The sequence below is a fragment of the Streptomyces sp. 7R007 genome (assembly GCF_054850255.1).
Map to the genome: position 1 here is coordinate 135,904 of NZ_JBTWMV010000012.1, position 21,336 is coordinate 157,239.

Below are 21,336 nucleotides of genomic sequence, written 5' to 3' on the forward strand. Positions count from 1 at the left end.
GGTTCCGCGGAGGGGTGCCGCACGATGGTGCTCGGCACCGTCTTCTACGGGGGAAAACCCCACCCCCGCCGGTTCGGTCCACCGCCCCTCCAGCACCCCCCGGGCGGCGTAAAGCCAGGTTAAGGACGCCCCCGGCCCCCTCTCGTCCTCCGGCGGGACGAACCCACCCCGAGCCCTGGTACGGAGGTCCCCCTAAGGGATCTCCACCGCCGGGTGGAGCCGGGTGTAGGGGGCGCGTCCACCCCCCGGCCCACTCACCCTCCACCCTCCCGCGACGTCAGGGTCAAGTGGGAAGCTGTGGGCGGCGGATAGATGCAAGGGGAAGGGATCTCGTGGACGAGGCGGGGGAGACCGGGACACGGCAGACCGCGGCGCAGGACCGGCCCGAGGACGCCACCCGGCGGCGGGGGGCCGTCGTCGCCGCGCTGATGCTCGCGATGGCGCTCGCGGCCCTCGACTCCACCGTCGTCTCCACGGCCGTCCCGCAGATCGTCGGCGACCTCGGCGGCTTCTCGGTCTTCTCCTGGCTGTTCTCCGGCTACCTGCTCGCGGTCACCGTCACCCTGCCCGTGTACGGCAAGCTCTCGGACACCTTCGGCCGCAAGCCGGTCCTGGTCGCCGGCGCCGCCGTCTTCCTGTTCGGCTCGCTGCTGTGCGCGGCGGCCTGGAACATGGCCGCGCTGATCGCCTTCCGCATCCTCCAGGGCCTCGGCGGCGGCGCCCTCCAGGGCACGGTGCAGACGCTCGCCGCCGACCTCTACCCGCTCCGGGACCGCCCCAAGATCCAGTCCAAGCTCTCCACGGTGTGGGCCGTGTCCGCGGTCGCGGGCCCGGGCGTGGGCGGCATCCTCGCCGCGTACGCGGACTGGCGCTGGATCTTCCTCGTCAACCTGCCCATCGGCGCGGTGGCGTTGTGGCTGATCGTCCGTCACCTCCACGAACCCGCCCGCAAACCGGCCGGGCGCCCGCGCGTCGACTGGGCGGGCGCGCTGGCGGTGTTCGCCTGCGGAGGCGTGCTGCTGACGGCGCTGGTACAGGGCGGGGTGGCCTGGCCGTGGCTGTCGGGTCCGTCACTGGGGCTGTTCGGCGCGGGGCTCGCCCTGGTCGCGGTCGTCGTGTGGACGGAGCGGCGGGCGGCCGAACCGATCATCCCGGGGTGGGTGTGGCGCCGCCGCACGATCGCCGCGGTGAACCTCGCCCTCGGCGCGCTGGGGCTGCTGATGGTGGCACCGAGCGTGTTCCTCCCGACGTACGCGCAGGCGGTGCTGGGCCTCGCGCCCGTGGCCGCCGGCTTCGTGCTCTCCGTGTGGACCCTGACCTGGCCGATCTCCGCGGCCCTCAGCCAGCACGTGTACCGGCGGATCGGCTTCCGCCACACGGCGATGCTGGGCATCGGGACGGCGGCGCTGCTCCTCTTCGCCTTCCCTCTCCTGCCCTACCCCGGGCGGGCCTGGCAGCCGACGCTGCTCATGCTGCTGCTCGGCGCCGCGCTCGGTCTCTTCCAGCTCCCCCTCATCGTCGGCGTCCAGTCGACCGTCGGCTGGTCGGAGCGCGGCACCACGACCGCGTCCGTGCTCTTCTGCCGCCAGACCGGCCAGACCGTCGGCGCGGCGGTCTTCGGCGCGGTCGCCAACAGCGTCCTCGCCGCCCGGCTCGGCGGGGCGAGCGACCTCGACTCCGTGACGCGGGGCCTGGATTCGGGCACGGTCCCGGAAGCGACGCGGCGGGCGATCGCCGACGCGGTGCACGCCGTGTACACGGGGGCGGGGTGCGCCGCCGTGGTGGCGTTCGCGGTCCTGCTGTTCCTGGCGCCGCGACGGTTTCCCGTACTGAAGGAATGACGGTCGCACGACGTCAAAAGTATGAGTTAACGCAGGTAACACCCGAGTTAACACCGCAGGTCAGCCCAGTAAGCGCATACCGACCGGCCAGTTTGCCGAAAAGCCCCCACACACCGGAACCGGCGAGTAACGTGCGTGCCTCCGCCCACCCCCCGGACCCGAGCCGCGCAAGGAGCACCGGGATGTCCTACGAGCACCACCACGCCCTCGGCCACCACAGCGACCTGCGCATCCTGCGCAGCGCCTACCGCTGGCAACGGCGTACCGCCACCCTCACCGCCCTCGGCTACTTCACCCTCTTCCTTCTGCTGTCCGCCTTCGCGCCGTCGTTCATGACGAGCACCGTGACGGACGGACTGCCGACGGGACTGCTGCTCGCGCTGGCCCAGATCCCCGTGACCTGGCTGGCGATCGTGCTGTACGAGCGCACCGCGCGCCGTTACGTCGACCCGATCGCCGACCGCATCCGCCGGGAGTCGGAGCTGGACGCGCGGCGGAGGGCGGCGCGATGACCACCGACTTCAGCGGAAACGCCCAGGCGATGTCCCTCGTCGCCTTCACCGCCGTCGCCACCATCACGCTGCTGCTGTGCGTGATGACCGGCCCCGACCGCGACGACCTCGACGAGTTCTACACCGGCTACGGCTCCCTGTCCCCGATCCGCAACGGCCTCGCGATCGCCGGCGACTACATCTCCGCGGCGAGCGTGCTGGGCACGGGCGGCGTGATCGCGCTGTGCGGGTACGACGGGATCGTCCTGGCCCTGAGTTCGGCGCTGTCGTTGATGCTGCTGATGTTCCTGCTGGCCGAACCCCTGCGCAACGCGGGCCGGTTCACCATGGGCGACGCGCTGGCGCGCCGGATGCCGGGCCGGGGCGTACGGATGGTCGCGTGCCTGGTGACCATCGCGGCGCTGCTGCCGCTGATGCTGGTGCAACTCGCCGGCACGGGACAGCTGCTGGCGTTCATCCTCGGCTTCTCCGGCGACGCGCTGAAGACGGGCTGCATCATCGGGCTGGGCGCGCTGATGATCAGCTACGCGGCCATCGGCGGGATGAAGGGCACGGCGCTCATCCAGATCCTGAAGATGGTGATGCTGCTCGGCTCGGGCGCCGTGATCGCCGTCCTGATGCTGAAACGGTTCGACTGGGACCCGGGGAACCTCTTCCACGCCGCCGCCGCGCAGAGCGGGGTCGGATCGGCCTTCCTGCACTCGGGCGTGGAGTTCGCCGGCAGCCCCAACCCCCGGCTTGACATGATCACTTCGCAGCTGACGGTCGTCCTGGGCGCCGCCTGCCTGCCGCACGTCACCATGCGCATGTACACCGCCGGCAGCGCCCGGCAGGTGCGGCGGTCGATGTCGTGGGCGGTGTCGTCGGTGGTGGTGTTCGTGCTCATCGTCACCGTCGTCGGGTTCGGCGCCACGGCCCTGCTCGGGCGGGAGCTGATCGCGCAGGCGGACCCGCAGGGCAACACGGCGTACCTGCTGGGCTCGCGGGCCGTCTTCGGCGCCGACGTCTCGGCCGCGGAGACGTTTCTGTTCACGACGGTCACCACGGCCCTCTTCCTCACCCTGCTCGCCTCCGTGGCCGGCATGATCCTCGCCTGCGCCAACTCCCTCGCCCACGACGTCTTCGCCGCGCGCGTACGGGAGATGACGGGCCGCCGGGAGATGGCGCTGGCCCGGCTGTCGGCACTGGCGGTGGGCGTCCCGACGATCCTGCTGGCCACCCTCGTCCAGCACCACAGCCTGCAGCCCCTGGTGACCCTCTCCTTCTGCCTGGGCGCCTCCGCCATCGCCCCGGCCCTGGTCTACAGCCTGTTCTGGCGCCGGTACACGAAGACCGGCCTGCTGTGCACCCTGATCGGCGGCACCCTCGCGGTGCTGGTCCTGATGCCGGGCACGAACCTCGTCTCCGGCTCACCCGTCTCCGCCTTCCCCCACGCCGACTTCAACTGGTTCCCGTTCACCACCACCGGCCTGGTCTCCATCCCCCTCGGCTTCGCCTTCGGCTGGCTGGGCACGGTGGTCTCCGGCCGCCGCGGCGCCCAGGAGCAGCGGCGGCAGTACGAGGCGGTGGAGGGCTGGATCCTGGCGGGGGCGGTACGACGGGGGGACTGACCGTACGGCGGTGCGGGCGCCGGCGGCGGTATCACTCCGCCGGCGCCGAACCCGTCAACGCGGTCAGGCTGTTGCGTACGTAGTCCATCTGCGCCTGTACGTCGTCCCAGCGCTCCCCGTGCTCGCGCAGCACCCGCTCCGTCTCGCGGGCGATCTGCTCCTCCCGCAGCCGCGCCTCGGCGAGGATCTCGGCGGCACGCGCGCGTGCGTCCTCCTGGTGTCTGCGCGCGGACTCCTCCGCCTCGGCGAACGCCAGCTTCGCCTCCGACAGCGCGGCCTCCGCGCGCGCCACCCGTTCGGCCTCCCGCGCGTCGAGGACGGCGGCCCGCTCGGCCGCCTCCCGCTCGGCCCGCTCCCAGCGTTCGGCGAGCTCCTTGGCCTGCTCGGCGAGCATCCCGGTCGTGCGCTGGCGCATCTCGCGCAGTGCGGCCAGCGCCTCGCTCCGGCTCTCCTTGACCTCGCGCCGGGCGGTGATCCGGATCTCGTCGGCCTCGGCGCGGGCCGCGAGGAGGCGCTGCCGGGCGCGTTCCTCGGCGTCGGCGCGTACGGCATCTGCGTGCGCCCGGGCCGCGTCGCGCACGCCGTGCGCGCGCGCCTGCGCCGCCTCCACCAGGCGCTGCGCCTCCTGCCGCGCGCCCTCCCGCACGCCGGCGGCCTCCTCCTGCGCGAGCTGGAACAGGCGCCGTGCGCGCTCCCCGAGCGCTTCGTAGTCCTGCGGCGCGAGCCCCGCGACCGTCTCCCTGAGCCGGGCGGCCTCCGCCTCCATGTCCCTGGCCAGCACGGTGAGCCGGGCCGCGCGCTCCCAGGCGGTGTCGCGGTCGCGGGAGAGGGCGGCGGCGTACGCGTCGACCTGTTCGGGACGGTAGCCGCGCCCCCGTACGCCCACGAAGCCGTGGAACGAGACCGTTGCGCTGCTCATCCTGGAACCCCTCTCCGCCGAACGGATGCGACATGATGATTTCGCGCACATCTTGATGTATCGGACGGAAGTGTTCATAACGCGACACTCCGCGCACAGGTCACGGTCATACGTGCGCAGGGCGCGGACGAAAAGGGGCCGGGCCCGGTCACTCCGACCGGGCCCGGCCCCTTTCAGGAACTCAGCAGGAACTGAGCAGAAAACAGCAGGAACTCAGGACGACGACGTCACAGCAGGCCGTCCCACATCTGCTCCAGCAGGACCGACCACCAGCTCTCCGGCGAACCGAGGGCCGCCGGGTCGAGGGAGGCCAACTGGGCCTGGAAGTCGACGGTCCAGCGGCCCGCCTGCTCCTGGTTGAGGCCGAACCTCAGCCGCCACATCCGGCCCAGCAGGGCCAGGCAGCGCTGGAACTCGGGCAGCCCCGTGTTCACGAACTGCGGCGGCACCGGCGCCCCTCCGGGGCCGGCCTCCACCGGGACGGCCACGATGTTCGCCGTGCCGTACTGCACGCAGAGCGCCTTGCCGAAGTCGCTGCCCATCACCAGGTACGAGCCCGCGTCCGCGGCCGGCTGCACGCCGCGCTCCTGCGCCAGTTCGGCGAGCGTCGGCACGGGGCGGCCCGGCTGGGCCTGTGCCCAGAAGAACGGCCCCATGTCCATCGGCAGGCCCGCCGCCACCAGGGAGTGCGCGACGATCGGCGGCACGCCCTGCCGGGACACGGCCGCCTGCTCGAACCGGAAGATCCCCGGCCCGAACGCCCCCGCCAGCTCCTGCGCGACGCCCTCCGGCGGAACCGGCGGCGCGGCGTGCACCGGCGGCAACGGCGCGCGCACCGGCGCCGGGCGCGCGGGTCCGTCCGCCACCTGGTGCAACTCGCCCTGGTGGGCCAGGAGTTGCTGCATGCCCTGCTGGCGGCTCGCATGGTCCGTGCCGTAGGGCGCGATGCTCGTGATGCGCGCCTGCGGCCACTGCTCACGGATCATCCGCGCACAGTACGCACCCGGCAGCTCGCACGACTCCAACTCCGTGTGCAGTTCCAGCACCTGGTCCGGCGGCACGTTCATCGCCCGCAGCTCGTGGAAGATCTGCCACTCCGGGTGCGGCGTGCCCGGCGCGGACCGCCGGATCACCTGCTGCTCGGAACCGTCCTGCGCGCGGTACCGCAACACGGCCTGGTAACCGGGCCCGACGGTGGGCTGACCGGGCGGCTGCTGCGGGTAGCCGTAGGCGGGAGCGGGGGGCTGCTGGCCGGGCATGGGCTGACCGGGCATCGCGTGACCGGGCATGGGCTGGCCGGGCATGGGCTGGCCCGGGGGTGGGACGGTGCCGGGGTGTGCCGCGCCAGGGGGTGCCTGCATCGCGCCGGGGGGCGGGGGCATCGCTCCGGGAGGCGGGGGCATCGCTCCGGGAGGGGGCGGTGTCGCTCCGGGGGCGTGCGGCATGGCGCCGGGCGCCGGGGGCGCCGGAGATTGGGGAGCGCCTGGAGCCTGCGGGGCGCCGGGCGCGCCAGGAGGCATGCCGGGGGCGCCCGGGGCTCCGGGTGCGCCGGGGGCTTGCGGTGGCGGGGGTGCGCCGGGGCCCGCGATCGGGGGCGCGGCCAGCACGGTCTCCGCGTGGTGAACGGCGCCTTGCGCGCCCCCTGCAGAGCCTTGCGCGCCGGGGGCACCGGGTACGCCGGGGGCGCCCGGGTGTTGCGGTGCGCCGGGCGGGTTCGGTGCGCTGGGGGCGCCTGGAGGCTGCGGGGCGCCGGGCGCGCCAGGTATGCCCGGGGCTCGCGGGGGCTGCGGTGCGCCCGGGGCGCCGAGTGCACCCGGGGCGCTCGGGGTGCTTTGCGCGCCCGGCGCGTTCGGTGTGCCCGGGGCGCCAGGAACAGGGTGCGCGCCGGGCGCGCCCGGCATGCCCGGGGCGCTCGGGGGTTGTGGCGCGCCCGGAGGTTGCGGCGCACCACTCCCCGTACCCATACGGCCGGGGTCGGCGAGCATCGTGGCGACCTGGTGGACGCCGCCGGGGGGCGTGCCGCCGGGCGGGTTCGGCGCACCCGGAGGATGAGGGGCGCCCGGAGCCTGCGGGGCGCCGGGGCCCTCAGGACCCTCGGGGCCGAGTGCCGACACCATCTGCGTCGGGACGTAGCCGCCCGCCGGGGCGCCCGGAGTGCCGGGCGTGCCAGGTGCGGGCGGCGGCGGAGGCGTACCTCCCGGTCGCGCACCAGGGGCACCCGGGGTGCCCGGGGCGCTCGGCGGAGGCGGCGGGTTCGCGCCACCCCGCGCACGACGCGACGGAGGCGCCGCCTTGCTCGTCGCGGCGTCGGCGATGTCCTCGGCGTTCGGCGCGCCCGGGACGGCGGGCCCCTGCGGAGAGCCGTAAGCCGGAGGGGGCGGCGGCGTGCCCTGCGGGCCACCCTGGGGGTAGCCGTACGAGGCGCCGGCCGGCGCAGGCGGAGGCGTGCTGCTCTGCGGCGCGCCCGGACCGGCGGCGCCCCCACCCTGTGGATAGCCGTACGTCTGCGCGGGCGGAGGCGCGGCACCCGGCGTGCTCTGCGCACCGCCCGCACTCTGCGCGCCGCCCGCGACCTGTGCGCCGGGCGCGTTCGGGTCGTCGAGCGCCGGTGCCACCGCCGTCGGCGGAAGCCGGCTCCCGCCCGACATCAGCGCGGTCTTCGCGTCGGCCGGCGTGTCCTCGTCGGACCGGCTGAGCGGCGGCGCGAACACGGTCGCCGGCAACGGCACGGAACGGTCCTCGCCGGCATCGGCGTTGGTGTCGGTCCCGGCCCACGGAGTCGCCCCCGCAGGCGCCTCGGGCGCACCGGCACCCGCAGCGGAAGCCGCCGCCCCAGCCCCGACTCCGACGCCCGCACCGGCACCGGCACCGGCACCGGCACCACTCTGCGGCCCGACCCCAGCCCCACTCCCGTCAGCAGCACCAGACCCGACCGCACCAGCCCCAGCCGAACCAGACCCGACCGAACCAGCCCCAGCGGCCCCAGCCCCAGCCGCACCGGCCCCGGCGCCGGCACCGGCCCCCCGCCGATCCGGAATCCCCAGCTTGTCCGCCGCCTCCTGCAACCACTCGGGCGGGCTCAGCAGGAACGACGTCTGGTTCAGGTCCACCCGGGCGGGAGCCGACGCCGCCGGCGGCGACGGTTCCGCGTCCTCCGGGCGGCCGTACTCCTCCTCGTAGCGGCGGATCACCTCGCCCACCGGCAACGCGGGCCACAGCGTCGCCTCGCCGCTGTCGCGGGCGATGACCAGCCGCTGGCCGCCGCCGTCGGACCGCGGTCCGTCCGCGCGGTCCTCGGCCCACACCACGAAGCCGAGCTCGAACTCCCGTACCCGCACCTCACGGTGCTGGTAGGACGGCACGTCGCCGTTGATCCACTCTTCCGCGCGCTCCTGCGCCTGTGCGAACGTCACCATCGCGAAACTCACTCCCCCGCAGCCGCAGCGGCAACCGGCACGGCCCGTGCGAAGCCGCCGTCCACCATCAGGTTCGCCACCGTCTCCAACTCCGGCGGAGAACCGGCCAGTCGGGACAGAAACGCGTCGAAGTCCTCACCGCACGGCAGCAACAGCCGCTCCACCCGTTCCGCGGGCGCCCACGCGGGGTCGACGTCCCGCGCGTCGTCGTAGGCGCAGAACCACACCGAACCGACCCGCTCGCCCTTCACCTTCACGGCGAGCAGACCGCCCTGGACGAAGCCGACGCCCAGGTAGTCCTTGGTCAGATGGTCGCGCAGGCACTTGTTGACGTACACGAGGTCGTTGACCGCGGCCTCGTCCCGGACCGTGAAGAAGGGCTGGTCGATCAGCAGGCCCAGCTCCGCGTCCAGGGCCGTGCCGACCGGCGCGCAGCCGCCCGCCGCCTTCAGGAAGGAGCGGTACGGGCCCGGCAGCCGGTAGCCGAGGTCCTCCTCGACGCCCTGCACCTGCGCCTCCGTCACCGCCACCCCCGACTTCGGCAGCCCGAAGTGCGCGGGCCGGGTCTCCTGGAGCGGACGCGTGCCCCGCTTGTCCTGGTCCACGGCCGCCGTCGCGATGCCGCCGTGGTGCCGCAGCAGCGCCTTCACCTCGACCGGCACCAGCTCCAGCCGCCGCGAGCCGACGACGTGGTGCCACGTCCAGCCGTGCGGGGTGGCCACCGAGGGCACCGTGTCCCACAGGTCGTGGCCGGAGGCGGCGAGCGCCGCGTTCGCCGACACGTAGTCCGTCAGGCGCAGTTCGTCGACCCCGAAGCCCTCCGGCGGCTCGGCGATCTCCGCGGCCGCACGGGCGTAGGGCGAGAAGTCGGGGTAGCCGCGCTCGTCCACCCGCACCCCTCTCGGGTGACGGGCCGCCCGGACGGGGTCCGGGAAGTGCACGATCTGCCCGGCGTAGGCCGCGTTCGGCGGCGCGGCGTGTCCCCCGGCCTGGCGGCTGGGCGGTGCCCCCAGCCCGAGCCGACCTGTCGTCATGGCGGTTGCCCCCTGCGGCGTTCGGTACGGGCCGTGCCGGCCGGTTTCGGCCGGTGCGCCCCGTATCTCCTGTACGGCCCTCTCCACACGTCGGCCGCGTGGATCGCGGTGCCGACAGCCTATGCGGTACGCCCGCACCGGTCACCGGGCGCCGGTCAGCCGCCCTCCGCTTCCGTGACCAGCCGTCACGGCACCGTGACTGCCCGCCCAAACCCGGGCGTGTCGCGCCGCCCCAGCTTCCGCACCAGCCACGCGATTTGGCACTCTGTGTCGTCCGGGGGGATGCTCGGGAGGGGATGATGATCATGAACGGGACGCAGACGGGACCACACGCGGCACCGCACGCCGCCGCCTCCGGCGACCCCCGCGTCGGCTGGAGCGCCGCCGAGACCGCGGCCGCGCCCGTCCTGCGCCACCGCCGCGACGGCATACTCCCCACCGTCGCCGCCGCCCTCTCCGTCCGCGGCGCCACCCTCACCGGCACCGCCGCGCGGGGTGACCAGGCGCCCGAACTGCACCCGCTGGTCCAGGACTTCCTGGACACCCTCACCAGCGCCCAGCGCGACCGCTACACCGGCCGCTGCGCCGAGACCATCCTCATCTCCCGGCACATCGCCGCGGCCGACGCCGCCCGTTCCAAGCGGGCCGCCCGCAAGCCGATGACCAACGGCGAGGCCCGCAGGGCCCTCAAGCAGGCCAAGCTCACCGCCCGTCGCATCCGCGAAGACGGCGATCCCCTGCACGGCAGCTTCGCCGCGCCGTGCCGTGCCTGCGCCGCCCTCAGCGCCCACTTCGGCGTCCGCGTCGTCGACCCGGCGGCGGAGGGCTGATCCCACCCCCCACGCACGACACCGGTTCCTCTACGAACGAAGGGCAGATGCACCCCGACCGCACCTCGACCACGCGCTTTCCCGTACCCGTCGACGCCGCGTTGCGCGCCGCCGGCTGGCAGCCCGGGCGCTGGGACATAAAGCAGGCCGAGTACTGGGCCGACACGCTGCGCGACCACGTGTCCCCGGCGGGCCACCGGCACGCCGTCTTCCCGGCCGCCGTGGAGGCCTGGGCGGAGTTCGGCGGACTGCACCTCACGCCGACCGGGCCGGGCCGGCAGGTCGCGCCCACCGCGGTGCACCTCGACCCGTTGCACGGCCTGCACATGGCCCGCACCCTCGGCGATCTCGGCCGCGCCCTGGGCACCGAGGTCTGCCCGCTCGGCGCCGAGACCGACAGCCAGGCGCTACTGGCCATCGACACCGAGGGCCGCGTCTACGTCCTCGACCACACCGGCGACTGGTACCTGGGCCCGGACATCGACCAGGCCCTGTCCGGCCTCGTCTCAGGCATCGAACCGGTCCGGCTCACGGCAGGCTGACCCCCCGAAACCCGCCACGAACCCCGGCGACTCAACCGCCACGATCCCCGGCGGCCGAACCCTCGCGCACCCCGGCGACTCAACCCGCCGCGGGCCCCAGCGGCCAAACCCTCGCGGACCGACCCCAGTCACCAAACCGCTGCAGACGCCAACCGCCAAAACCTCGCAAACCCCGGCAGCTCAACCGCCGCGCACCCAGCCGCCGAACGCACGACCGAGCCCGGCCGCCAAACCGCCGCAGATCCCGGCCACCAAGCCCTCGCGCACCCCGGCGACTCAACCGCCGCACACCCCAGCCACCAAGCCCTCGCGGACCGACCCCAGTCACCAAACCGCCGCAGATCCCAGCGCCCAAACCGCGCCGCACATCCCGCCGCCAAACCGCCGCACACCCCAGCCGCCAAACTCACGACCGAGCCCAGCCGCCAAACCGCGCCGCACACCCCAGCGACCAAACCGAGCCGCACACCCCAGCAACCACACCGCGCCGCAGACCCCAGCGCCCAAACCGCACCGCACACCCCAGCGACCAAACCGAGCCGCACACCCCAGCAACCGCACCGCGCCGCACACCCCAGCGGTCGCACCCCGTCGCAGACCCCCGGTGCTAAGCCGCCGGGATTACCGCCGACACCCGGAATCCCCCCGCGTCCGTCGGGCCCGAGACGAACACGCCGCCCAGGGCCACGACGCGCTCCTTCATGCCGAGCAGGCCGTTGCCGCCGGACGGGAGGCGGGCCGAGGACGCCGAGGACAGTTCCGGTGGCGGCTCGTTCTCGACCTGCATGGCGATCTCGGAGACCCGGTGGGCGAGGCGTACGTGCGTCTTCGCACCGGCCGCGTGCTTGTGGACGTTGGTCAGCGCCTCCTGCACGACGCGGTAGGCGGTCTGCTCGATCTCGGCGGCGTACCCCCGGGTCTCGCCCTCGACCGACAGGTCGACGACCATGCCCGCGGCGGCCGACTGGCCGATCAGCTCCTCCAGTTCGGACAGGCAGGGCCCGTCCCCCTCGTCGGCGGCCTTCTCGGCGGCGACGGCCGCGGCCACCCCCACCGAGACCAGCGGCAGCGCGTGCTCGCGCCGTGCCCCGCCCCCGCTGCGCAGGACGCCGAGCATCTCGCGCAGCTCGGTCAGCGCCTGCCGGCCCATGTCCCCCACGAGCGCCGCGTTCCTGACGGCCTTCTCGGGGTCCTTGCGGGCGACCGCCTGCAGCGCGGCGGCGTGCACGACCATCAGGCTCACCCGGTGGGCGACCACGTCGTGCATCTCGCGCGCGATCCGGGTCCGTTCCTCGTTCCTCGCCCACTCGGCGCGCTCCTCGGCGCGTTCGGCGAGCAGCTGCAACTCCCGTTCCAGGCTGTCCGCGCGCTCGCGCAGGCTCTCCATCAGGCGGCGCCGGGCGCCCACGTACAGGCCGAGCAGCAGCGGCGGCGCGGTCATCCCGATCGCGGTCGTGATCGCCGCGAACGGCACGAACCAGTCGCCGAGTTTCCAGTCGCCGTGCGCCATGTCCTGCCGGACCCGCACGAACATCACGATGAGCATGCCGACCAGCGACATCCCGGCCAGCGAGCCGATGATCCGGCGCGGCAGCTCGGAGGCGGCCAGCGTGTAGAGACCGACGATGCCCATCAGGTAGCCCATCTGGGCCGGGGTGATGGCGATGGAGACGAGGACGACGGCTATCGGCCATTTACGGCGGAACAGCAGCGCCGACCCGGCGAGGACGCCGAAAATGATGCCCGCGGCCACCGGGACCCCCGCGTCCCGCGCGAACCGGATCCCCTCGAACGCACACTCCAGCGCCGACGCCGTCGCCAGTGCGACGTCGAGCACGGCACTGCGCCACCTCGCCCACCACCACGGCCCGCCCAGGGCCGCGGCGTGGTCTTCCCCCGTCGTGGTCATGCCTCCAGCCTACGGGCGCCCGGGCCGACTTTTCCGGCGAGTTTCCGCGACTGGCCTACACCACACTCCGTAACCGAACAGAAGCGAAACCGCCCGATATGACCCAAGGGGCCACAACCCCGGACCGGTTGCCCACCGGCACCGTCGCATCGAGGGCGTCCGGTACGGCATAGTGGAGTCCGCGCGCGGGGCCGATCAACGACGCCGAGCGCGGTACAGGAGCCATCCCGGATCGTCTAAGGGCAGGACAAACGGTTTTGGTCCGTTGAATGAGGGTTCGAATCCTTCTCCGGGAGCGCGCACGGGGTGGGCCCTGACAGTTCTGTCAGGGCCCACTCCCATGTCCCTCACGAAACGCCCCGGTATCCTGCGGTTGTCCCCAACCCGTCCACAGCCGAAGGGCAACCCCGTGAGCGCCATTCGCCCGGCAGCCGTCGTCGTTCTCGCAGCGGGTGAGGGCACCCGTATGAAGTCGGCCACACCCAAGGTCCTGCACCGGATCTGCGGCCGCAGCCTGGTGGGCCATGTGCTCGCCGCCGCCCGTGAGTTGGAGCCCGAGAACCTCGTCGTGGTCGTCGGGCACGCGCGCGAGAAGGTCACCGCGCACCTGGGCGAGATCGACCCGGCCGTGCGCACGGCGGTGCAGGCCGAGCAGAACGGCACCGGGCACGCCGTACGCATCGCCCTGGACGAGCTCGGCGGTCTTGTCGACGGCACCGTGGTCGTCGTCTGCGGCGACACCCCCCTGCTGACCGGCGACACCCTGCGCGCCCTGGCCGCCACCCACGCCTCGGACGGCAACGCCGTCACCGTGCTGACCGCCGAGGTGCCGGACGCGACCGGCTACGGGCGGATCGTGCGGGACGACAGCGGCGCGGTCACGGAGATCGTCGAGCACAAGGACGCGAGCGAGACGCAGCGCGCGATCCGGGAGATCAACTCGGGTGTCTTCGCCTTCGACGGGCAGCTGCTCGCCGACGCGCTGAAGAAGGTGCGCACGGACAACAGCCAGGGCGAGGAGTACCTCACCGACGTGCTCGGCATCCTGCGCGAGGCCGGGCACCGGGTCGGCGCCTCGGTCGCCGGCGACCACCGCGAGATCGCCGGGATCAACAACCGCGTCCAGCTCTCCGAGGCCCGCCGGATCCTCAACGACCGCCTGCTGACCCGGGCCATGCTCGCCGGCGTGACCGTCGTGGACCCGGCCACCACCTGGGTCGACGTCACCGTCACCTTCGAGCAGGACGTCACCGTCCACCCCGGCACCGAGCTGCACGGCGCCACGCACCTCGCGGAGGGCGCCGAGGTCGGCCCCAACAGCCGGCTGACCGACACCCGGGTCGGCGCGGGCGCCCGGGTCGACAACACCGTCTCCGACAGCGCCGAGATCGGCCCGCAGGCCACCGTCGGCCCCTACGCCTACCTGCGCCCCGGCACCCGCCTGGGCGCCAAGGGCAAGATCGGCACGTACGTCGAGACCAAGAACGCCTCGATCGGCGAGGGCACCAAGGTGCCGCACCTGTCCTACGTCGGCGACGCGACCATCGGCGAGTACACCAACATCGGCGCCGCCAGCGTGTTCGTGAACTACGACGGGCAGGACAAGCACCACACCACCGTCGGGTCGCACTGCCGGACCGGGTCGGACAATATGTTTGTGGCGCCTGTCACGGTCGGGGACGGCGCGTACACCGCGGCGGGCTCGGTGATCACCAAGGACGTGCCGCCCGGTTCCCTCGCCGTGGCCCGTGGTCAGCAGCGGAATATCGAGGGTTGGGTGGCCCGCAAGCGTCCCGGCAGCGCCGCGGCGAAGGCGGCCGAGGCGGCCTCCCGCCAGGAGGAAGGCGAGGGCTGACCGGAAACGGGCGCGTCAAACAGGGCGTACCGTGATAAGCGCGCATGCGCAGCCCCACCAGCTGAGACACCTCTGAGGAGACAGTCTGTGACCGGGATCAAGACGACCGGCGAGAAGAAGCTGATGTTCTTCTCCGGCCGCGCCCACCCCGAGCTTGCCGAGGAGGTCGCCCAGCAGCTGGGTGTCGGGGTCGTCCCGACGAAGGCCTTCGACTTCGCCAACGGCGAGATCTACGTCCGCTACCAGGAGTCGGCGCGCGGCGCGGACTGCTTCGTGATCCAGAGCCACACGGCTCCGATCAACCAGTGGATCATGGAGCAGCTGATCATGATCGACGCCCTGAAGCGCGCGTCTGCCCGCTCCATCACGGTCATCGTGCCCTTCTACGGTTACGCGCGGCAGGACAAGAAGCACCGCGGCCGTGAACCGATCTCGGCGCGCCTGATCGCCGACCTGATGAAGACGGCGGGCGCGGACCGGCTGCTCACCGTCGACCTGCACACGGACCAGATCCAGGGCTTCTTCGACGGCCCGGTGGACCACCTCTTCGCCCTCCCCCTGCTCGCGGACTACGTCGGCGAGAAGATCGACCGCGACAAGCTGACCGTCGTCTCCCCGGACGCCGGCCGGGTGCGCGTGGCCGACCGCTGGTGCGACCGGCTGGGCGCGCCGCTGGCCATCGTGCACAAGCGGCGCGACAAGGACGTGGCGAACCAGGTGACCGTCCACGAGGTCGTGGGCGAGGTCAAGGGCCGGGTGTGCGTGCTGGTCGACGACATGATCGACACCGGCGGCACCATCTGCGCCGCCGCGGACGCGCTGTTCGCGCACGGCGCGGAGGACGTCATCGTCACCGCCACGCACGGTGTGCTCTCCGGCCCCGCCGCGGACCGGCTGAAGAACTCCCCCGTCAGCGAGTTCGTCTTCACCAACACGCTGCCGACGCCGGGCGAGCTCAGCCGCGACCTGGACAAGATCAAGGTCCTGTCGATCGCCCCGACGATCGCGAGCGCGGTGCGCGAGGTGTTCGAGGACGGCTCGGTGACGAGCCTGTTCGACGAGCAGTAGAGATCGTTTTGGGTACGGCCTCCCTCTCCGAGTAAACTGCCCGAGTTGCTCGGCGAGGGAGGCCGTACCCGTTTCGGGAGTACGGCGGTCCGTAATCGACGCGCTCTTCGTAGCAGGCCGTTCGTGGCCGGGTGACCACGTCCGTATCCACCTCTACGAGGAGTGATCATGTCCGAGGTGAAGCTCACCGCCGAGACGCGCACCGAGTTCGGCAAGGGTGCCGCCCGCCGTATCCGCCGTGACAACAAGGTCCCCGGTGTCCTGTACGGCCACGGTTCCGACCCGCTGCACCTGACCCTCCCGGGCCACGACCTGCTGCTCGCGCTGCGCACGCCGAACGTCCTGATCTCCCTGGACATCGACGGCAAGTCGACCGAGCTGGCGATCCCGAAGGCCGTTCAGCGCGACGCCATCAAGGGCTTCCTGGAGCACGTCGACCTGCTGCTGGTCAAGCGCGGCGAGAAGGTCACGGTCGAGATCCCGGTCCACACCGAGGGCGAGCTGGCCCCGGGCGGCAACCTGCTGGAGCACGTCCTGAACGCGCTGCCGGTCGAGGCCGAGGCCACCCACATCCCCGAGTCCGTCACCGTCTCCGTCGAGGGCCTGGAGGCCGGCGCCTCCGTCCTGGCGAAGGACATCACCCTGCCGTCCGGCACCACGCTGGCCGTCGAGGAGGACGCCGTCGTCCTGCAGGTCCTGGCCGCGCAGGCCGAGGAGGGCGCCGAGGGCGAGGAGTCCGAGGGCGAAGAGGCCGCCGAGGCCTGATCGCGCCTGGCGGTATAGCCTTCAGCCGCCGCTTCCCCCTGGGGAGCGGCGGCTGTTGCACGTGAGGAGAGACCGACGTGACCACCCCCGCGAACGCCCCCTGGCTGATCGTCGGCCTCGGCAATCCCGGACCCGAGTACGCCATGAACCGGCACAACGTCGGGTTCATGGTGGCCGACCTGCTGGCCGACCGGATCGGCGGCAGGTTCAAGCGGGCCGGCAAGGCGCAGGCGCAGGTCGTGGAGGGGCGGATCGGGCCGCCCGGGCCGCTGAACCGGCGGGTGATCCTGGCCAAGCCGATGTCGTACATGAACCTGTCCGGCGGGCCGGTGAACGCGCTCAAGGACTTCTACAAGGTGCCGGTGGCGCACATCGTCGCGGTCCACGACGAGCTGGACATCGACTACGGCACCCTGCGGCTGAAGCTCGGTGGCGGCGACAACGGCCACAACGGGCTGAAGTCGATGACGAAGGCGTTCGGCGCCGACTACCACCGGGTGCGCTTCGGCATCGGGCGGCCTCCGGGCCGTATGCAGGTCGCCGACTTCGTTCTGAAGGACTTCTCCTCCGCCGAGCGCAAGGAGCTGGACTACTTCGTCGACCGGGCCGCGGACGCGGTGGAGTGCCTGGTGATCGAGGGCCTGGAGCGGGCGCAAAGCACGTACAACTCCTGACTTGTCGCCCGCCGGACTCCGGCCGAGTTGACCCCGCGTGCAGGCATGGCCAATGATCCCGGCCATGCCTGCCTCCGCCCTCTCCTCCCGTCGCGCCCCGGCCGCCGTGCTGCGGTTCGGGCGGCTGGCGGCGATGGGGACGGTCGCCGCGCTGATCCTGATCGCGGGCGTGTGGGCGTCCTGGGGAACGGCCCCGTACGTGATGCTCACCAAGGGGCGCGAGCGCGGCACGGTCACGGTGACGCGCTGCGGCGACGACACCTGCACCGGCCCCTACACGCCGGTCTCGGCGGGGTCGCAGAGGCGTGCGCGGGTCGTCCTCGACGAGACGGTCGGCGTGCGCGAGGGCCACTCGTACGCGGTGATCGTGCGGCCGGGCACGGACGAGGTGGTGCGGTCGGGGCCGGCGGGGGTGCTGTACGCGTGGGCGCCGCTGGCCGGGGCGCTGCTGCTGGCCTCGGTGGTGGTGGCCGGCGGGCTGCGGCGGACGCGGCCGGCGTGGGCCATGGCGGGGCTGGGACTGGTGTTGCTGACGGCTGCGAGTGTGACGCTCTGAGCCTCCCGTGCGTTGTTCGTAGTGTGGAGGTTTCCGAGTGTTGCCTGTTCGTGATTGACCTTTGGTCAGTCCCGGCTGGATGCTGAGCCGCCCCCTCCACATCTTCCCGCCCGTAACTCGAAGATGGACTTGCCCATGCGTACCCTCTCCCGCGCCGGCGCCCTGTCCGCCGTCGCCGCGGCCGCGGTGCTCTGCGTCCCCGCCGCCGCCCACGCCACGGCCCCCGGTGACAACGGGACCGTGAAGATCCACGACGCCACGACCGGCCAGGAGCTGCGTCGCAACGAGCCGCACGTGTGCAGCTTCTACCTGGACGCCTTCGGCTTCGACGGCCTCCAGGAGGTCGACTGGCACATCGAGGCCTGGGCCCCCACGGCCGACACCAAGGGCGAGACGGTGAAGTCCGGCGCCATCACCCTCGACGGCTCCGGCGACGGCCGTACCGAGGCCATGACGCTGCCCGACGGCCACTACAAGCTGTTCTGGAACTTCGACGGCGAGAAGGGCGCGGCCAAGCACAAGGTGTTCTGGACCGACTGCGAGAGCTCGGCCGGGGGCGGCTCCACGCCGTCGTCGTCCGCGTCCGCCTCCGCGTCCGCCTCGGCGTCCTCCTCCGCCTCGCCGTCGGCCGGCTCCTCCGCCGCGCCGAGCGCGTCCTCCTCCGAGGGCGGCGCCGTCTCCGCGTCCTCCTCGCCGTCCGCCCAGGGCGGCAGCACGGGCGACCTCGCCGAGACGGGCAACAGCGCGCCGGTCGGTCTGCTCGGCGGCCTCGCGGCGGCGCTGGTCGCGGCCGGCGGCTACCTGGTGGCCCGGCGGCGCCGGGCCTGACGCGGCCCCGGAAGCACCCGGGAAACAGCGGTGCCCCCGAGCCTCGGGCTCGGGGGCACCGTCGTGTGCGGTGGCGTCAGCCGGTGTTGCGCAGGCCCGCGGCCACGCCGTTGACCGTCAGCAGCAGGGCGCGGGAGAGCAGCGGGTCGGGCTCCTCGCCGGCGGCCACGGCGTCGCGCTGGCGCTTGAGCAGGGCGACCTGGAGGTAGGAGATCGGGTCGAGGTAGGCGTCGCGGATGCTGAACGTCTGCTTCAGCACCGGCTGCGCGTCGAGCAGTTCCTTCTCGCCGGTCACCCGCAGCACCTCGCGCACCGTCAGCTCGTGCTCGGCGCGGATGGTGTCGAAGACGTGCTTGAGCTCGTCCGGCACGAGCGTGTCGACGTAGTGCGCGGCGATGCGCAGGTCGGTCTTGGCGAGCGTCATCTCGACGTTGGAGATGAAGTTGCGGAAGAAGTGCCACTGCTCGTGCATCTCGTCGAGCACGGTGTCCAGGCCCGCCTCGCGCAGCGCCTTCAGGCCGGAGCCGACGCCGAACCAGCCGGGGACGATCTGCCGGGACTGGGTCCAGCCGAAGACCCACGGGATGGCGCGCAGGCCGTCGAGCGAGACGCCGGAGCCGGGGCGGCGGGAGGGCCGGGAGCCCAGGTGCAGCTCGGCGAGCTGGTCCACCGGCGTCGACGCGAGGAAGTACGTCGGCAGGTCCGGGTCCTCGACGAGGGCGCGGTAGGCGGCGTGCGCGGCGTCGGAGACGACGTCCATGGCGGCGTCCCAGCGGGCGAGGGCCTCGTCGGACTGGCGGGGGGCGGTGTGCAGGGCGGATGCCTGCAGGGTGGCCGCGACCGTCAGCTCCAGGTTCTCCCTGGCCAGCGAGGGGATGAGGTACTTGTCGGAGATGACCTCGCCCTGCTCGGTGACCTTGATCTCGCCCTCCAGGGTGCCCCAGGGCTGGGCGAGGATCGCGTCGTGCGAGGGGCCGCCGCCCCGGCCGACGGTGCCGCCGCGGCCGTGAAAGAGGCGCAGGCGTACGCCGTAGCGGTGGGCGACGTCGCGCAGCCGGCGCTGCGCGCGGTGGATCTCCCACTGCGAGGTGGTGATGCCGCCGAACTTGGAGGAGTCGGAGTAGCCGAGCATGACCTCCTGGACGTCCCCGCGCAGCGCCACCAGGCGGCGGTAGGACGGGTCGGAGAGCATGTCCTCCAGGATGGTGTCGGCGGCCTTGAGCTCGTCGGTGGTCTCCAGCAGCGGCACGATGCCGATCTTCGCCCACCCGGCGTGCAGGTCGATGAGGCCGGCCTCGCGGGCGAGGACGGCGGCGGCGAAGACGTCGTCGGCGCCCTGGCACATGGAGATGATGTACGACTCGACGACCTCGGGCCCGAAGACCTCCAGGGCCCGCTTGACCGTCTCGAACACGCCGAGGGTCTTCGCGCCGGCCGCGTCCACCGGGGCCGGGGTCGGGGCGAGCGGGCGGCGGGACCTGAGCTCCTTGGCGAGCAGTCTGGCCCGGTACTCGCGGGGCATGTCGGCGTAGCGCCAGGACTCCTCGCCCAGGCGGTCGAAGAGCTGGCCGAGGGCGTGGTGGTGGGCGTCCGCGTGCTCGCGTACGTCCATGGTGGCCAGCTGCAGGCCGAAGGCGGCCAGCGTGCGGATGGTGCGGTTCATCCGGCCGTCGGCGAACAGCGCGCCGCGGTGCTCGCGCAGGGAGGTCTGGATGAGGGTGAGGTCCTTCAGCAGCTCGCTGGTGCCGAGGTAGTCGCGGCCGTCCTCGTGCGGGGTGCCCTTGGCCAGGCGCTGCTTGGTGTTCTCCAGCTTCTGCCGGATGCAGGTGGCCTTGAGCCGGTAGGGCTCCTCGGCGTTGAGGCGCTTGTAGCGGGGGCTGATCTCGGGCAGCCGGTCCAGGTCGGCCTGGAGCGAGTCGAGGAGCTCCTGGGTGGCACCCGTGTAGCGGATGGAGTTGGACAAGAAGCCTCTGAGCTCGTCGATCATCTCCAGCGCGTCGTTGATGCCGTGCTCGTGCTGGAGGATCAGGACGTCCCAGGTGACCTGCGGGGTGACGTTCGGGTTGCCGTCGCGGTCGCCGCCGATCCAGGTGCCGAAGGTGACCGGGCGGGTGTCGTCGGGGAGCCGGACGCCGACGCGCTCCAGCTCGGCCGTCAGGTCCTCCAGGACGTCGCCGACGGCGCCGGCGTGCAGTTCGTCCAGGTAGTAGATGGCGTTGCGGGCCTCGTCGGCGGGCTCGGGGCGGACCACGCGCAGCTCGTCGGTCTGCCAGACCAGGTCGATGTTCTCCGCCAGCCGGGTGTCGTGGCGGCGCCGGTCCGCCTCGATGACCGGGGTCTCCAGCAGCTCGGCGATCCGGCGCAGCTTGTTGAGCACCGAGCGGCGCGCGGCCTCGGTCGGGTGCGCGGTGAAGACCGGGCGGACGTTGAGGTTGGCGACCGTCTGGCGCAGGTGCTCGGGGTCGGCGTCCTTGAGCCGGTCGGCGGTGCGGGCCAGCAGACCGCCCTCGGCGGCGCGCCGGGCGCGCAGCTCGCGGCCGCGGTGCACCTGCTCGGTGACGTTGGCGAGGTGGAAGTAGGTGGAGAAGGCGCGCACCAGCTTGGCCGCCGTCTGCAGCTCGGTGCCGCGCAGCAGTTCGGCGGCGGCCTCTCCGTCCTCGCGGGTCAGCCGGCGGACCCTCTCGACGAGTTCGAGCAGCTCGGGTCCCTCCTGCCTCACGAGAGTCTCACCGAGCAGGTCACCGAGTCGCCGGATGTCGGCGCGCAGCTCGCTGCTGGTCGTCGTGGTCTGGTCGTCGGCACTGCTCACAGGTGCGGCTCCTTGCAGTGTTGAAGCTCATCTGGAGGGAACCCGGACGGCGGTCGGGCGGCTGGGCCGCATACGGGCCGGTCATCCGGGAAGAAAACAGAGCGGACCGCGCTGTCCGACCAAGACAAGGATAGGTGTCCGCCCGGACGCGCAGGCTGTGGGGCTCTT

At 72.9% G+C, this 21,336-nt stretch carries 16 protein-coding genes and 1 tRNA gene; 12 read left to right on the forward strand and 5 right to left on the reverse strand.

Annotated features, from left to right (window positions below):
• The first annotated feature begins 332 nt into the window (after positions 1–332).
• Genes ACYF6T_RS18205 through ACYF6T_RS18215 form a run of 3 tightly spaced genes read left to right on the forward strand, consistent with a single transcriptional unit; the run spans position 333 to position 3,963 of the window.
• Entirely contained in the window at positions 333–1,841 is a 1,509-nt protein-coding gene (locus ACYF6T_RS18205; RefSeq protein WP_461697661.1) for an MFS transporter, read from the forward strand.
• Positions 1,838–2,353, forward strand: a complete 516-nt coding sequence (locus ACYF6T_RS18210) for a DUF485 domain-containing protein (protein ID WP_461697662.1) — start codon at positions 1,838–1,840, stop codon at positions 2,351–2,353. The genes ACYF6T_RS18205 and ACYF6T_RS18210 overlap by 4 nt, the downstream gene beginning before the upstream one ends.
• On the forward strand, positions 2,350–3,963 hold the full coding sequence (locus tag ACYF6T_RS18215) for a sodium/solute symporter (RefSeq protein ID WP_461697664.1): 1,614 nt from the start codon (positions 2,350–2,352) through the stop codon (positions 3,961–3,963). The genes ACYF6T_RS18210 and ACYF6T_RS18215 overlap by 4 nt, the downstream gene beginning before the upstream one ends.
• A 31-nt stretch (positions 3,964–3,994) precedes the next feature.
• Here ACYF6T_RS18215 and ACYF6T_RS18220 read toward each other — a convergent pair whose 3' ends face one another.
• From ACYF6T_RS18220 to ACYF6T_RS18230, 3 genes are all read right to left on the reverse strand, one after another.
• Positions 3,995–4,882 (reverse strand): cellulose-binding protein, encoded by an 888-nt coding sequence (locus ACYF6T_RS18220; protein ID WP_461697665.1) that lies wholly within the window; start codon positions 4,880–4,882, stop codon positions 3,995–3,997.
• A gap of 227 nt (positions 4,883–5,109) precedes the next feature.
• On the reverse strand, positions 5,110–8,298 hold the full coding sequence (locus ACYF6T_RS18225; RefSeq protein ID WP_461697667.1) for an SUKH-4 family immunity protein: 3,189 nt from the start codon (positions 8,296–8,298) through the stop codon (positions 5,110–5,112).
• 8 nt (positions 8,299–8,306) lie between these two features.
• Positions 8,307–9,332, reverse strand: coding sequence for an SMI1/KNR4 family protein (locus ACYF6T_RS18230; RefSeq protein ID WP_461697668.1), 1,026 nt, complete (start codon positions 9,330–9,332; stop codon positions 8,307–8,309).
• 296 nt (positions 9,333–9,628) lie between these two features.
• Between ACYF6T_RS18230 and ACYF6T_RS18235 the strand changes: the two genes are divergently transcribed.
• Positions 9,629–10,162: a YwqJ-related putative deaminase gene (locus tag ACYF6T_RS18235; protein ID WP_461697670.1), complete on the forward strand. Its 534-nt coding sequence runs from the start codon at positions 9,629–9,631 to the stop codon at positions 10,160–10,162.
• A gap of 47 nt (positions 10,163–10,209) precedes the next feature.
• Positions 10,210–10,704, forward strand: a complete 495-nt coding sequence (locus ACYF6T_RS18240) for an SUKH-3 domain-containing protein (RefSeq protein WP_461697672.1) — start codon at positions 10,210–10,212, stop codon at positions 10,702–10,704.
• 607 nt (positions 10,705–11,311) lie between these two features.
• Here ACYF6T_RS18240 and ACYF6T_RS18245 read toward each other — a convergent pair.
• On the reverse strand, positions 11,312–12,613 hold the full coding sequence (locus ACYF6T_RS18245) for a sensor histidine kinase (RefSeq protein ID WP_461697674.1): 1,302 nt from the start codon (positions 12,611–12,613) through the stop codon (positions 11,312–11,314).
• 225 nt (positions 12,614–12,838) lie between these two features.
• On the opposite strand from ACYF6T_RS18245, the gene ACYF6T_RS18250 reads away from it, so the two are divergent.
• The 7 genes from ACYF6T_RS18250 to ACYF6T_RS18280 all read left to right on the forward strand — a co-directional run bounded on the left by ACYF6T_RS18250 (position 12,839) and on the right by ACYF6T_RS18280 (position 18,359).
• Positions 12,839–12,909: transfer RNA gene (locus tag ACYF6T_RS18250), tRNA-Gln, on the forward strand.
• A 113-nt stretch (positions 12,910–13,022) separates the two neighbouring features.
• Positions 13,023–14,468, forward strand: a complete 1,446-nt coding sequence (gene glmU, locus ACYF6T_RS18255; protein ID WP_461697676.1) for a bifunctional UDP-N-acetylglucosamine diphosphorylase/glucosamine-1-phosphate N-acetyltransferase GlmU — start codon at positions 13,023–13,025, stop codon at positions 14,466–14,468.
• An 87-nt stretch (positions 14,469–14,555) separates the two neighbouring features.
• Entirely contained in the window at positions 14,556–15,536 is a 981-nt protein-coding gene (locus tag ACYF6T_RS18260) for a ribose-phosphate diphosphokinase (RefSeq protein WP_461697678.1), read from the forward strand.
• Positions 15,537–15,704: 168 nt separating this feature from the next.
• Positions 15,705–16,301, forward strand: coding sequence for a 50S ribosomal protein L25/general stress protein Ctc (locus ACYF6T_RS18265; protein ID WP_461697680.1), 597 nt, complete (start codon positions 15,705–15,707; stop codon positions 16,299–16,301).
• 77 nt (positions 16,302–16,378) lie between these two features.
• Entirely contained in the window at positions 16,379–16,975 is a 597-nt protein-coding gene (gene pth, locus ACYF6T_RS18270; RefSeq protein WP_461697682.1) for an aminoacyl-tRNA hydrolase, read from the forward strand.
• A 52-nt stretch (positions 16,976–17,027) separates the two neighbouring features.
• Positions 17,028–17,531: a hypothetical protein gene (locus tag ACYF6T_RS18275; protein WP_461697815.1), complete on the forward strand. Its 504-nt coding sequence runs from the start codon at positions 17,028–17,030 to the stop codon at positions 17,529–17,531.
• A 135-nt stretch (positions 17,532–17,666) separates the two neighbouring features.
• Positions 17,667–18,359, forward strand: coding sequence for an LPXTG cell wall anchor domain-containing protein (locus ACYF6T_RS18280; protein WP_461697683.1), 693 nt, complete (start codon positions 17,667–17,669; stop codon positions 18,357–18,359).
• Positions 18,360–18,435: 76 nt separating this feature from the next.
• Here ACYF6T_RS18280 and ppc read toward each other — a convergent pair whose 3' ends face one another.
• Positions 18,436–21,168, reverse strand: coding sequence for a phosphoenolpyruvate carboxylase (gene ppc, locus ACYF6T_RS18285; RefSeq protein WP_461697685.1), 2,733 nt, complete (start codon positions 21,166–21,168; stop codon positions 18,436–18,438).
• Between the last annotated feature and the right edge of the window lie 168 nt (positions 21,169–21,336).